This is a genomic window from Flavobacterium sp. (genome assembly GCF_965657075.1).
GTDB lineage: Bacteria > Bacteroidota > Bacteroidia > Flavobacteriales > Flavobacteriaceae > Flavobacterium.
Window position 1 is genome coordinate 1 of the sequence record NZ_CBFHMV010000036.1, and the last position, 13473, is coordinate 13473.

The 13473-nt window shown below is 31.1% G+C and carries 15 protein-coding genes, 3 tRNA genes and 1 pseudogene; 3 read left to right on the forward strand and 16 right to left on the reverse strand.

Annotation, left to right across the window (positions count from 1 at the left end; genetic code table 11):
- Positions 1–110: 110 nt before the first annotated feature.
- From ACTF56_RS12335 to ACTF56_RS12365, 7 genes are all read right to left on the reverse strand, one after another.
- Positions 111–554 carry a beta-carotene hydroxylase gene (locus ACTF56_RS12335; RefSeq protein WP_438967214.1) on the reverse strand — a complete coding sequence of 148 codons (444 nt, stop codon included), beginning with the start codon at positions 552–554 and terminating at the stop codon, positions 111–113.
- 12 nt (positions 555–566) lie between these two features.
- A complete protein-coding gene (locus ACTF56_RS12340; RefSeq protein WP_438967215.1) occupies positions 567–1406 on the reverse strand; it encodes a phytoene/squalene synthase family protein in 840 nt (279 codons plus the stop codon).
- Between the two features lie 2 nt (positions 1407–1408).
- The gene (locus tag ACTF56_RS12345; protein WP_438967216.1) at positions 1409–2869 is read right to left on the reverse strand and encodes a phytoene desaturase family protein; all 1461 of its coding nucleotides are present in this window, start codon (positions 2867–2869) and stop codon (positions 1409–1411) included.
- Between the two features lie 2 nt (positions 2870–2871).
- Positions 2872–3771: a MerR family transcriptional regulator gene (locus ACTF56_RS12350; protein WP_438967217.1), complete on the reverse strand. Its 900-nt coding sequence runs from the start codon at positions 3769–3771 to the stop codon at positions 2872–2874.
- A 101-nt stretch (positions 3772–3872) separates the two neighbouring features.
- Positions 3873–3955, reverse strand: a tRNA-Leu gene (locus tag ACTF56_RS12355).
- A 38-nt stretch (positions 3956–3993) separates the two neighbouring features.
- Positions 3994–4066: transfer RNA gene (locus ACTF56_RS12360), tRNA-Lys, on the reverse strand.
- Positions 4067–4092: 26 nt separating this feature from the next.
- Positions 4093–4165: transfer RNA gene (locus tag ACTF56_RS12365), tRNA-Lys, on the reverse strand.
- A gap of 129 nt (positions 4166–4294) precedes the next feature.
- Here ACTF56_RS12365 and ACTF56_RS12370 point away from each other — a divergent pair.
- Positions 4295–4807 (forward strand): shikimate kinase, encoded by a 513-nt coding sequence (locus ACTF56_RS12370; RefSeq protein ID WP_438967218.1) that lies wholly within the window; start codon positions 4295–4297, stop codon positions 4805–4807.
- Here the strand turns inward: ACTF56_RS12370 and ACTF56_RS12375 are convergent.
- Genes ACTF56_RS12375 through ACTF56_RS12385 form a run of 3 tightly spaced genes read right to left on the reverse strand, consistent with a single transcriptional unit; the run spans position 4799 to position 6259 of the window.
- A complete protein-coding gene (locus tag ACTF56_RS12375) occupies positions 4799–5293 on the reverse strand; it encodes a phosphoribosyltransferase family protein (RefSeq protein WP_438967219.1) in 495 nt (164 codons plus the stop codon). The genes ACTF56_RS12370 and ACTF56_RS12375 overlap by 9 nt on opposite strands.
- 5 nt (positions 5294–5298) lie before the next feature.
- Positions 5299–5871, reverse strand: coding sequence for a methyltransferase domain-containing protein (locus ACTF56_RS12380; protein ID WP_438967220.1), 573 nt, complete (start codon positions 5869–5871; stop codon positions 5299–5301).
- Positions 5864–6259, reverse strand: a complete 396-nt coding sequence (locus ACTF56_RS12385; RefSeq protein ID WP_438967221.1) for an RNA-binding S4 domain-containing protein — start codon at positions 6257–6259, stop codon at positions 5864–5866. The genes ACTF56_RS12380 and ACTF56_RS12385 overlap by 8 nt, the downstream gene beginning before the upstream one ends.
- A gap of 80 nt (positions 6260–6339) precedes the next feature.
- Between ACTF56_RS12385 and ACTF56_RS12390 the strand changes: the two genes are divergently transcribed.
- Positions 6340–7272 (forward strand): FKBP-type peptidyl-prolyl cis-trans isomerase, encoded by a 933-nt coding sequence (locus ACTF56_RS12390; protein WP_438967222.1) that lies wholly within the window; start codon positions 6340–6342, stop codon positions 7270–7272.
- A gap of 76 nt (positions 7273–7348) precedes the next feature.
- Here ACTF56_RS12390 and ACTF56_RS12395 read toward each other — a convergent pair whose 3' ends face one another.
- From ACTF56_RS12395 to ACTF56_RS12420, 6 genes are all read right to left on the reverse strand, one after another.
- Positions 7349–8173 (reverse strand): thymidylate synthase, encoded by an 825-nt coding sequence (locus tag ACTF56_RS12395; protein ID WP_438967223.1) that lies wholly within the window; start codon positions 8171–8173, stop codon positions 7349–7351.
- Between the two features lie 47 nt (positions 8174–8220).
- Positions 8221–8394, reverse strand: coding sequence for a hypothetical protein (locus ACTF56_RS12400; protein WP_438967224.1), 174 nt, complete (start codon positions 8392–8394; stop codon positions 8221–8223).
- 34 nt (positions 8395–8428) lie between these two features.
- Positions 8429–10087: a NupC/NupG family nucleoside CNT transporter gene (locus tag ACTF56_RS12405; protein ID WP_438967225.1), complete on the reverse strand. Its 1659-nt coding sequence runs from the start codon at positions 10085–10087 to the stop codon at positions 8429–8431.
- A 19-nt stretch (positions 10088–10106) separates the two neighbouring features.
- Positions 10107–10733 (reverse strand): bifunctional nuclease domain-containing protein, encoded by a 627-nt coding sequence (locus ACTF56_RS12410; RefSeq protein ID WP_438967226.1) that lies wholly within the window; start codon positions 10731–10733, stop codon positions 10107–10109.
- A gap of 251 nt (positions 10734–10984) precedes the next feature.
- Positions 10985–11953, reverse strand: coding sequence for an electron transfer flavoprotein subunit alpha/FixB family protein (locus tag ACTF56_RS12415; protein WP_438967227.1), 969 nt, complete (start codon positions 11951–11953; stop codon positions 10985–10987).
- Positions 11954–11999: 46 nt separating this feature from the next.
- Entirely contained in the window at positions 12000–12746 is a 747-nt protein-coding gene (locus tag ACTF56_RS12420) for an electron transfer flavoprotein subunit beta/FixA family protein (protein WP_438967228.1), read from the reverse strand.
- Positions 12747–13039: 293 nt separating this feature from the next.
- Here ACTF56_RS12420 and ACTF56_RS12425 point away from each other — a divergent pair.
- A pseudogene (locus ACTF56_RS12425) lies at positions 13040–13473 on the forward strand (alpha-ketoacid dehydrogenase subunit beta); the annotation flags it as partial.

Below are 13473 nucleotides of genomic sequence, written 5' to 3' on the forward strand. Positions count from 1 at the left end.
CGGAATTTTTGAAATTTTCTTTTTTGTTGACATATTATTTAATATTTAGTCAACTTTTTTCAGGACAAGACAATAAATTAAAAAAGCTCCAATTATGGAGCTTTTTTTAATTAATTTTTGAAATACTTCCAAGGAACAACCAGCATTCCAAAGCATTCTCCTTTATCTTTCCCGATATGTTTGTGATGCATTTTATGAGCTCTTCTAACAGCTTTTGCATATTTATTATTGGCATTTCTAAACAACTTAAAACGTTGGTGAATGAATATGTCATGAACAAAGAAATAAGCTAAACCGTAAGCTAAAATTCCTAATCCTACAGCCAATCCTAGATCAAAAATTCCTTCTCTCCATGTATAAAAACAAGTGATGCTAACAATAGCATAAAAAATAAAAAAAGCATCATTTCGTTCAAACCATGAATCGTGATCTTTTTTGTGGTGATCCGCATGTAAATTCCATAAAAATCCATGCATTACGTATTTATGTGTGAACCAAGCCATAAATTCCATCATGCAAAATGTAAGAATAAAAACAACTATTTGTAAAAACATTTTTAATTTATTTTAGATAATATTTAATCGATATTTAACGTAGCATCTGGCTAAAAGTTGCATTTTTTGGTAGTCAGATACTCTGATACGTGTATTTTTTATTTCTAAAGAAGGTGTTTTTTGTAACTTTTTCAATAGTTTTTTGTAATAACGATACGCCGTATAAACTCCAAACTTAGCTTCTAAAGGTAAATTTTTGATTCCTTCATAAGCAGCTTCAAAGTCACTTTCAATGTCAGCAATTATTTCTTGTTTTGATTTTTCGTCTAATTGATTTAAATCGGTATTCGGGAAATAAGTACGACTCAAGTCTTCAAAATCAGCTTTTAAATCTCTTAAAAAGTTCACCTTTTGAAAAGCAGAACCCAATCGCATTGCAGAATCTTTTAGTTCATTGTATTTTTCATCGTTACCCTTAACAAAAACTTTTAAACACATTAAACCAACAACATCTGCAGAACCATAAATGTATTCTTGATATTCTTCGGTAGTTTTATATTCACTTTTACTCAAGTCTAATTTCATACTTCTCATGAAGGCATCAATCATATCCTGAGGAATATTGTGCTTGTTTACGGTATGTTGAAAAGAATTTAAAATAGGATTCAAACTTATTTTATGCAGTAACGCATCGCTTAAATCTTGTTCAAATTTAGAAAATAAAAATTCTTTATCGTAGTCATGAAATGAATCCACAATTTCGTCGGCAAAACGAACAAAACCATAAATGTTATAAATATCTTGTCTGATACAAGGTGCAAGCATTTTAACAGCACTCGAAAAAGAAGTACTGTAAACTTTAGTAACTTTTACACTGCAATCATTAGATACTTTGTCAAATAATGTCTTCATTATTATTGATATTTTTCTATTAAATCAGACACCAACTTTCCTGAAATTAATGAAGGAGGAACTCCTGGTCCAGGCACAGTCAATTGTCCAGTAAAATATAGGTTTTTTACTTTTTTACTTTTTAATTTTGGTCTTAAAAATGCAGTTTGTAAAAGGGTATTTGCCATACCGTATGCATTTCCTTTATATGAATTGTAATCTTTAATAAAGTCATTTACGCAAAAACTCTCTTTAAAGATTATATTTTCTTTAACTTTTTGATTTGTTAATTTTTCAAATCTAGTAATAATTTTTTCAAAATAAACATCTCTTATTGTCTCATTATCTTCTAAACCTGGAGCTAATGGAATTAAAAATATTCCAGCTTCTTTTCCTTCTGGAGCTGAATTTTCGTCAGTTTTTGAAGGGAAACTTGCGTAAAATAGGGGTTCATCAGGCCATTTCGGATTGTCATATATATCAGAGGCATGAACATCAAAATCAACATCAAAAAATAAAGAGTGATGTTCCACATTTTCAATTTTTTTATCAAATCCTACATAAAATAGGAGTGAAGAAGGTGCAAATGTCTTCTTATCCCAATATTTTTCTGAATACTGTCTGTCTTTTTGATCCAATAAAGTTTCCGAGTGATGATAATCAGCACCACTTAAAACAATATCACTTTTTACTACTGTTCCATTAACTTGAATTCCAGTTGCATTTCCTTTTTCAACAATAATTTTTTCAACATTAGCGTTAGTTTCAATTTTAACACCAAGTTCTCTTGCTAAAGTTTCCATTGCTAAAATTACCGAGTACATTCCATTTTTTGGATGCCATGTTCCTAGTCCAAAATCTGCAAAGTTCATAAAACTATAAAAAGATGGAGTATCACTAGGTTTAGCTCCTAAAAACAAAACAGGAAACTCCAAAATTTGTATTAGTTTCATGTTTTTAAATTTTTTTCTAACATCTTTAGAGATATTACTAAAAAACTGATTTACTTTTTGGGCTGTTTCAAGTGTAATTAATTCCATAGGAGATTCTCCTGGACGATAAACTAAATCTTTAATAGCAATATTGTAATTACTTTGGGCTTCGTTCATGAACTTTTCAAGTACTTTTCCGCTTCCTTTTTCAATTGTCTCAAATGTAGCAATTATTTCATCAAGATTATCAGCAATAGTAACAAAATCTAATTTGTCAAAATATACCTGATATGCTGGGCTTAATTTGATTAATTCGTAATAATCTGAAGGTTTTTTATTGAAATCGTTAAAAAATCGTTCAAATACATCTGGCATCCAATACCAAGTAGGTCCAATATCAAATACAAAACCATCCTTTTTTAATTGACGAGCTCTTCCTCCAATGGTACTATTTTTTTCGTAAACGATAACTTCATTCCCTTTTTGAGCCAAATAACAGGCTGCAGCTAATGCTGAAAATCCAGAACCAATTATAGATATTTTCTTATTCATTTTTATAAAGTTGTAAGGCAGTCAGTAATAGAGTTATAAATTTTTATTTTTTCAGAAATTTTAGACTTATTGATTTCAAATGTTAATCTGCCTAATAACATGAACTCATGATTGGTATCTTTTAATAAATCATCTTCTATTTTTTGAATGTAAGCAGGTAAATTTTCAACAGTAGGTTCAACCGTTAAGTAACTTACAAATGTTATTTTGTCAAAATAGTTTTTTATATCGACCAAACTTTCTAATGGAACACTTTCTCCTAAATAGATAGTATGATAACCGTTTTCCAAAAATTCATAATTAAGGTACATTAAACCTAATTCATGAATTTCATTCAAAGGAAGGTATAGAACGTAAACTCGATCTGTTTTAGTTGCAGCTCTGCTTTGTATTTGCTCCGTTAAACTTAATAATTTTTGTTTGATTAAATAAGTGATGAAATGTTCATGAGCAGGTGATATGGTATCTGTTTGCCATAAATACCCTAATTCTTCCATTAAAGGTATAAAAACGTCATTAAATACTTCTCTAAACGTTTTGTCTTTTAATAAATCGTTATAAGTATTAAAAAACATAGTATGATCAAAATTCATCATGGCTAACTTGAAAGACTTTATAGCATGAATTTTAGCACTTTTTTCAGAAATTATCTCTTTTACTTTTAAAGGAATTTCTTCTGGAGATAATAACGCAATTTTTGAAATTTTGTATCCGTAATTATGAAGCACAACAATGTTCAGTAACTTTTGCAAGTTTTTCATATCGTAGCATCGGATGTTGGTATCCGTTCGCATTGGTTCAAGAATATTGTACCTTTTTTCCCAAATCCTAATAGTATGAGCTTTTATCCCTGATAGGTTCTCAAAGTCTTTAATGCTAAAAATATTTTTTACGCTGTTCATTTTTTTTCAAAATTTGTTAAACAAAAGTAGTGAAAAAAAATTAGTTTGTGTAGTTAAATGTAAAAAAAGGTAAACAAAATGATTATTCATCACTTTTTAAGTGACCATGGAGGGATTTGAACCCTCACGCTTTTTCAAGCACCACCCCCTCAAGATGGCGAGTCTACCGTTTCTCCACATGGCCTTAAAAAAAAAGACGCTGCAATGCAACGTCTTTTTTTGTGACCTGGCTGGGGCTCGAACCCAGGACCCCATCATTAAAAGTGATGTGCTCTACCAACTGAGCTACCAAGTCGAAGCATTCAATATGTTGTAAATTTGTGACCTGGCTGGGGCTCGAACCCAGGACCCCATCATTAAAAGTGATGTGCTCTACCAACTGAGCTACCAAGTCATTTTATTTCTTGAATGCGGGTGCAAATATAAAACCTATTATTTAGAATTCAATGGGATTTTATTATAAATTTGTTTTTTTTTAATTGATTTTATTTAAATATCTAATTATAAACAAGTTAAATAATTTATGAAAATAGTTTTAGTAGGTTATATGGGAGTAGGTAAGACCTCAATAGCTAAAAAGTTGATAAAAAAAGTAAGAATTTCTTCTTTGGATTTAGATCATTTAATCGAAAACAAAGAAAATATGACGATCAATCAATTGTTTTTAGAACAAGGTGAAATCTATTTTAGAAAATTAGAACATGAAATTTTTCATTATATTTTGGACACAACAGATGAATTTGTTCTAAGTTTAGGTGGAGGAACTCCATGTTATTCAAATAATCATTTGCTTTTACAAAGAGCAGATGTTTTGTCCATCTATTTAAAATCTAGTGTGAATTGTTTAACGGAAAAATTAAAAAACAAGAGAGGAAATAGACCTTTAATTAAGGATTTGTCAGACGAAGCATTACAAGATTACATAGCGAAACATTTGTTTGATAGAAGTTATTATTATCATCAAGCGAAACACGTGATAAATGTGGATAATAAATCTAAAAAAGATATAGTCAACGAGATTTTAAGTCTAATTTAATCGGACAAACATTTCCTTTTCTTCAAAAACTACTTGTATGTGTTCTTGAAGTGAAGTTGATAGTGAGATTCCTTTAAAATCAGCCTTTACGGGATACTTTTTATGATTTCTATCTACTAAAACAGCTGTTTTAAATTTGTTTAAAGGAACGTCTAAAAAATGTTTTACTCCATAAATTAAAGTGGTTCCTGAATTCAAGACATCGTCAATTAAAACCAATCCTTTGTTGGAATAATCTTCTACAGGTATTGAGGTTTTTACTTGGTCTTGGGGATTTATTTTATTTATGAAAACTTCACATAAAGTGATTTTAATAGGAGTAATTTTATCTAATTCTTCTGCGATTTTTTGGGCAAAAACAAAACCATTGGAACTTATTCCAGCTAAAACAACTTCTTCTTCATCTACAAAAGTCTCGTAAATCTGATAAGCAATTCTTTTTATTTTATGCTGAATTTCGTCAGTTCTTAATATTATATTTTCCATGGTGCTTATTTTTTTTCAAAGATAAAAAAGAGTTCCTTATCTTTTCGTGGTAAAATAGAATTATATGATTTTTCTAAAGTTTTAATTGAAAAACAATCTGAAAACAAGGTCATGTATTCATCAAAGCTGCCACCAAATGGTGGTCCAACTTCTGTTAAAGGGAAATTAAAAAGCAACCCAGCAATTTTGCCGTTTGGTTTAATGATCTCGTTCATTTTTTGAACATATTTATTTCTTAATTCAGGATTTAAAGCACAGAAAAAAGTTTGTTCGATAACTAAATCAAAGGTTTCACTAAGTTCAAAAAAATCATTGTGAATTAAATGTTTTTCAAAATGTGGATTTCTTTTTTTAATATTTTCGAGAGGTTGTAATGCAATATCAATCACAAAAACATTTTTAAATCCTTCAGCTATTAAATAGTCAAATTCATAGCTATTTCCTGCTCCAGGAATTAATATTTTCAAGTCTTTGTTTTCAATTTGGTCAATGTAATTCTTTAGTGGAGTTGTTATGCAACCTACATCCCAAGCGGTTTCATTGTTTAAATACCTCTCTTCCCAATATTTTCTATTCATTAGATTCGTTTTCTAAATTGTCATCATCCCAAATGTAATCGTCTATATCTCTTCGGTCTTTTTTGGTAGGTCTTCCATCACCTTTTGCTCTGTAATGTTCTTTAGATAGTTTTAATAATTCTAAATGTTCAAAAGCTTCAGGTGGAGTTTCGTCTTTGCGATATAGATCTACTAATTTTGCACCAACTCTATTTTGAGGCACATCTAATACCGTGATTTTATAGTTGATTTGATCTTTTCTGATGGTAATTTTATCAGAAGGAAAAATGTCTCTAGATGCCTTTGCGGTTTGATTATTTACAGTAACATGACCTTTTTTTATAGCTTCTGTAGCTATGTTTCTAGTTTTGTAGAAACGTATGCACCATAAATATTTATCTATTCTCATTTATTTTTAAAATGTATGTTAAATATAATTACAAAAATAAATCAAAATTGTATCTTGCACCACTTTTAAATCAAAAAAGAATGAAGAATATTTTTAAGATATTGAGCTTTGTAATTTTAGCAACAGTTTTTGCAGGTTGTCCATCGGATGATACTGCAACAGCAATTACACCTGCTGTTGATGTGGCTGTTCAATATCCAATTGATTTGGCAAGAATTGAGGATTTTTTAGAGACTCATTCAGTTGAAGTTGATGCTGATTTTAATACGACGTTTACAGAGATTTCTTCAGATAACCCAGGAACATCCGTAATGAATCATCCAGATTTGACATTCATAAATGTTACAAGAGATGAGGTTGATTATAAGATTTATTATTTAAAGTTGCAACAGGGTGACGTTTCTCAATTAGCACCTTCGAGAGTTGATTCAGTTTTAGTTACTTATAAAGGAACCAGATTTGAAAAAACTTCAACTACAGTTGATAATGTAACTACTGAGACTACCACACAAACTGATTTTGACTCTTCTAACGTGCCTGTTTGGTTTACTTTAGATGGAGTTATTCAAGGTTGGTCAGAAATTATTTCCTTGTTTAATCCTGGACAATTATCTGTTAATTCTCAAACTGGAGATTTGGTACCTAGTAATTATGGTGCAGGTGTAATGTTTTTGCCTTCAGCTTTTGGATATTACAACGTTTCTACGGCTGGAATTCCGTCATATTCTCCATTAATTTTTAATTTTAAATTAATCAAACAGCGTTCTAGAGATAATGATAGAGATAAAATATTGTCAAGAGACGAAATTACGATAAATGCAGATGGAACTTATTTAGACACTGATGGTGATGGTATTCCAGATTATGCCGATGTTGATGATGATGGCGATGGTGTTTTAACCAAAACTGAAATTCAAATCTCTACAGGAGTTTATTATGATTTTAATTCAATTCCAACTTGTGGTACGGGTGGAAATGGTAAGAAAAAACATTTAGATTCTTTTTGTCAATAAGTTTGTGATATTAAACATAAAAAAACTCTAATTTATTAGAGTTTTTTTTGCTTATATTATTCTATGATATTTTGTTTTAAACCGCTACAGCTCCTTTAATATGGGGATGCGGATCATAACCTTCTAAAGTAAAATCGTCGAAAGTGAAATCAAAAATATTTTTTACTTCTGGATTTAATTTCATTTTAGGTAAAGGTCTGCATTCTCTTGAAAGTTGTAATTCCAACTGTTCCATGTGATTGTTATATATATGCGCGTCACCAAAAGTATGTACAAAATCACCTACTTGTAAATCGCAAACTTGAGCCACCATCATGGTAAATAATGCGTATGAAGCTATATTAAAAGGAACTCCTAAAAAGATATCTGCACTTCTTTGGTATAATTGGCAACTCAATTTTCCATCGGCCACATAAAATTGAAAAAAAGCGTGGCATGGTGGTAAAGCAGCTTTGTTATTGGCAACATTTTCTGCAAAAGAAATAGAAGTATCAGGTAAAACACTTGGGTTCCAAGCTGAAACTAACATTCTTCTGCTATTTGGATTGTTTTTTAAAGTGTCGATTAACTCTGCAATTTGGTCAATTTCTTCGCCATTCCAATTTCTCCATTGATAGCCATAAACAGGTCCTAAGTCTCCATTCTCATCTGCCCATTCATCCCAAATTTTAACACCATTTTCTTTTAAATATTCAATATTAGTATCGCCTTTTAAAAACCAAAGCAATTCATATATAATCGACTTTAAGTGTAATTTTTTAGTGGTTACCATTGGAAATCCTTCAGCTAAATCAAAACGCATTTGGTAGCCAAAAACACTTTTTGTTCCAGTTCCAGTTCGATCTCCTTTTTGGTTTCCGTGTTCTAAAACGTGTTTTACTAAGTCGTGATATTGTTGCATATTAAAAGTTTATGTGGTTATGTGTTTAAAGGGTTTAGATTTAAACTTTAATTGCTTTTGCTTTTTAAAGAGTAACCAACAATGTTAAGTCCAAAACCAAAAAACGAAAGTGCTCCTGCAATAAGTGCAGCTCTATTGGAGTTTGGGAAGTTAACTAATACCATAAAAATTCCAAAAAGGATTACAATACTTAAAATGTATAAAATTTGATGTGTTTTCACAATATGTTTGCTTTATATTTTACTTATTTCTAAACTATCCAATGATCATTCCGGCTATAGTTGCTGATAATAATGAGGCTAAACTTCCACCAATAACGGCTTTTAATCCAAATTCAGACAAAGTTTTACGTTGGTTTGGCGCTAATGATCCAATTCCTCCAATTTGAATTCCAATAGAAGCAAAGTTAGCAAATCCACAAAGCATATATGTTGCCATGATTACCGATTTATCATAAGTAAAATGAATGTTACTTGACATATTTTTTAATTCCGCTAATTGGATATATCCAACAAATTCTGATGCTGCTAATTTTACACCTAATAATTGTCCCATCAACATCATGTCTTCTGAGGCAACACCAATTAACCACATTAAAGGAGAAAATATAATTCCTAAAATAGTTTCAAGTGAGAATGCTTTGTATGGTGTATTGTCTGCTATAACTGCATTTAAGCCTGTCCAGCCGCCAATCCATCCAAGGGTATAATTTATCATTGCAATAAATGCTATAAAAACTAATAACATGGCAGCTACGTTAGCAGCTAATTTTAAACCTTCAGTAGTTCCTGTTGAAATGGCGTCTAATATATTTGAACCAATTTTTTCTTTAGAAACCTCTACATTAGTATTGATAACTTCCGTTTGTGGGTATAACATTTTTGAAATTACAATTGCTCCAGGTGCAGCCATTACAGATGCTGCTAATAAATGTTTTGCAAATTCTAATCTTAAAACTGGATCATTTCCACCAAGAAATCCAATATATGCTGCTAAAACTCCACCAGCAACAGTTGCCATTCCTCCAACCATTACTAAAAGGATTTCCGACTTATTCATTTTTTCTAAATAAGCTTTGATCATTAATGGTGCTTCGGTTTGACCTAAAAAGATATTTCCGGCAACGGATAAACTTTCCGCTCCAGATATAGATAACAATTTTGTTAGAACTTTTGCTAAGCCTTTTACGACTATCTGAATTACTCCTAAATAGAATAATAAGGATGTTAATGCTGAGAAAAAGATTATAGTTGGTAAAACTTGAAATAAGAAAATAAATCCAAAACTTTCAATATTCATCATGCCCCCTAACAAGAATTCACTTCCTGCTCGTGTAAAATCTAACACTAAAACAAATAAATTTCCTACAAACTCAAAGGCTGCTTTTACAAATGGCACTTTTAAAACTCCAATTGCTAAAATGAGTTGAGCTGCAATTCCTAAACCAACCGTTTTCCAATTGATCGATTTTTTGTTGGCACTAAAAAGATAAGCAATTGCTAAAAGGGAAATCATTCCTAAAATTCCTCTCCAAATACTTGTAAAAGTAACGCCTCCACTTTTAATAAGTTGAGCGTTTGTTGTATTTGCTACTTTTTTGTTAGATGCGAAAAAAGAATAAGCTTTTCCTTTGTTCTTGATTATTAGTGTAGAATCTGTTTTTGTTTCAATAACAAAACGTTTAGTAGGAGAGTCAGAGCCGTTTTCAAACAAGAAAATGAAATTATCCTGAACGAGATAATCTCCTTTTTGATTTAGACTGTCATTCACTATTTGCAATTTGTAAGAACCTTTTTGAAGTTCTAAATAATCATTTTCAGAACTGGATAATTGCCATTTTTTTTCTAATTCTTGTGCGCTAATGACATTAAAGCTGAAAAATACAGCTGCTAAGAAAACTATTTTTTTAAACATTTTTGTTTGATGAGTTTTGTTAAGATTCTTTTTTTGAAATTTCGTCACGAATGCGAGCTGCTTTTTCGTAATCTTCGTTTTGAACAGCTTCTTCTAGCTTTTCGTATAATTCTTTTACAGTAAATTGACTAAAAGTTTCTCCTTTTGGAGCTTCATCTTCTTGACCAAAAGCTTGTGGAGTTGATAAAATGTCATCGTTTTCAATAGCATCGATATCGTCTTCGTTAGGATTAGAATTCAAATAAATTCCTGCTTTGTCTAAAATATTTTTGTAAGTAAAAATAGGAGCTTGAAAGCGCAAAGCTAATGCAATTGCATCGGAAGTTCGTGCATCAATAATTTCCTCAATTTTGTCTCTTTCGCAAATGATGCTGGAATAAAAAACGCCATCTACCAATTTGTGAATAATAACTTGTTTAACAACAATATCAAATCGATCTGCAAAACTTTTAAATAAATCGTGCGTTAAAGGTCTTGGAGGTTTTATTTCTTTTTCAAGAGCAATTGCAATGGATTGTGCTTCAAAAGCTCCAATAACGATGGGTAATTTGCGTTCGCCATCCACTTCATTTAAAATTAGTGCATAGGCACCATTTTGTGTTTGACTGTAGGATATTCCTTTTATAGTTAATTTTACTAAACTCATTCTTTGTGTAAGTTAAGAGTTGATTTTTAAGTCAAGCCTTACATTAATAAATAATCAATACATTTCTCTAATAGCCCTGATAGTAATGAAAAACCTTTTTTTTGTTGTTTAAACAAAATAAAAGTTTGTAATGAATAGCAGGAAAATGACAGCTAAAAAAGCCCAGACCATTCGCTCCAAAAATAAAAAAAAGAGCTATCTAAACAAAGATAACTCTAATTTTAATATAATTTATTTTTGAACACTACTTTTTATGCATTGGCTGCTTTGAAAGCTTTCAATTTTTCTATCAGTTTTGGAACAACATCAAAGGCATCTCCCACTATGCCATAATCGGCAACTTTAAAGAAAGGAGCATCAGCATCTGTGTTTATAACCACTTTGACTTTTGAAGAATTAATTCCTGCAATATGTTGAATGGCTCCAGAAATTCCGACTGCGATGTATAAATTAGCGGCTACTGGTTTTCCTGTTTGTCCAACGTGCTCGCTATGAGGTCTCCAGCCAATATCAGAAACAGGTTTAGAACACGCTGTTGCAGCTCCAAGAACAGACGCTAATTCTTCAATCATTCCCCAATTTTCAGGACCTTTTAATCCACGACCAGCAGAAACTACAATTTCAGCATCAGCAATGGTTACTTTACCAGACACTTTTTCAACGTTTTCAACTTTTACTGAAAAATCTGCATCATTTAAAGTTGGATTGAACTCTTCTTCAGTTAGAGAAGAATTTGTTTCAATTAAACCAAAAGAGTTTTTAGCTAAAGCTAACACTTTTATATCTGTAGAGATTTCGGTTAAATTAAATGCTTTGTTTGAAAAAGCAGTTCTTTTTACTTGAAATGGACTTGTGCTTTCTGGAAGAGCTACAACATTTGACGCAAAGCCTGCATTTAAATGTGAAGCAACCAAAGGAGCTAAATATAAACTGTCTGTTGTTGAAGAAAGAACGATTACTTTGCTACCTTCTTTTTCAGCAGCTTGTTTTACAACATCAGCATAAGCTTTTGCGTTAAATTTAGTTAATGAATCGTTGGATACTTTTAATACTTTATCAACCCCATAATTGGATAATTCAGTTGTTGCACCAGCGTTGATTGTAACTGCAGTAACAGTTGTTCCTAATGAATCAGCAACTTTTTTGGCATAAGAAGCTAATTCAAAAGCCACTTTTTTAAATTTTCCTTCTGCAGATTCTGCGTATATTAATAATGACATAATTTTTGATTTAAAGATTTCGTAATTCGTAATTTATAACTCGTAATTAAATAACTTTTGCTTCGTTATGTAATAAGTTTACTAATTCGTCTAAGTTGTCTGCATTTACCAATTTAACAGCAGATTTTGCAGCTGGTTTTTCAAACTTAACTGATTTTGTTGCTGTTTCGCTGTTAGTTGGTTCTACAACAGTAATTACTTTGGTACGAGCTTGCATAATTCCTCTCATGTTTGGAATACGAAGGTCTTTTTCTTCTACCAATCCTTTTTGACCACCAACTACTAAAGGTAAAGTTGCTGAAAGAGTCTCTTTTCCACCATCAATTTCACGCATTGCTTTGGCATTTGGACCATCAACAGTTAATTCAATACAAGAATTAACAAAATTATATCCTAAAAAAGCGGCTAACATTCCAGGAACCATTCCACCATTATAGTCTAAAGATTCTTTACCAGCGATTATTAAGTCATAATTTCCTTGTTTAGCAACTTCAGCTAATTGATTAGCTACAAACATTCCGTCAGTTGGGTTAGCATTGATACGAATAGCATCATCTGCACCAATAGCTAATGCTTTTCTTAAAGTAGCTTCTGAATCAGCCAAACCAACATTAATGACTGTAACAGTTGCACTTTGTTGTTCTTTAAACCAAACAGCTCGGGTTAAGCCAAATTCATCATTAGGATTAATTACGAATTGAACTCCGTTAGTGTCAAATTCAGTATCGCCATTTGTAAAATTAATTTTTGAAGTAGTATCAGGCACATTGCTGATGCAAACTAATATTTTCATAGTTAAAAATTTATTGTTTTTTAATTGTCATATGCATTCGCTTAATTTTTTGAATTTTATAAAAAAAAACATCTTATCGAAGCGATTTTATTTTGTATGTTTTGAGTATTTATGCCACGAAATTACAAAAAAATGTTTTAAAAATACTATGCATGCATAATAAATTTTGTTAAAATTTAATTTTACGAAAAGGTTATAGTTGATAAATCCATTTTTATTTAAATCTGAATTATAAAATTGGAATATTTTTTTACTATTTTTGCGTTTCAATATTATTATTAGAAATAAATTATATGAGAACGATACAATTCAGAGAAGCTATTGCAGAAGCAATGAGTGAAGAAATGCGTAGAGACGAATCTATTTACTTAATGGGTGAAGAAGTGGCTGAATATAATGGAGCTTATAAAGCATCAAAAGGTATGTTGGATGAGTTTGGACCAAAACGTGTAATTGATACACCAATTGCTGAGTTAGGTTTTGCTGGTATAGCAGTTGGTTCGGCAATGAACGGTTGTCGTCCAATTGTTGAGTACATGACATTCAACTTTTCGTTAGTAGGTATCGATCAAATTATTAATAATGCTGCTAAAATGCGTCAAATGTCAGCGGGTCAATTTCCAATGCCAATGGTGTTTAGAGGTCCAACGGCTTCTGCTGGACAATTAGGAGCAACACATTCACAAGCTTTTGAAAACTGGTTTGCTAATACACCGGGTCTAAAAGT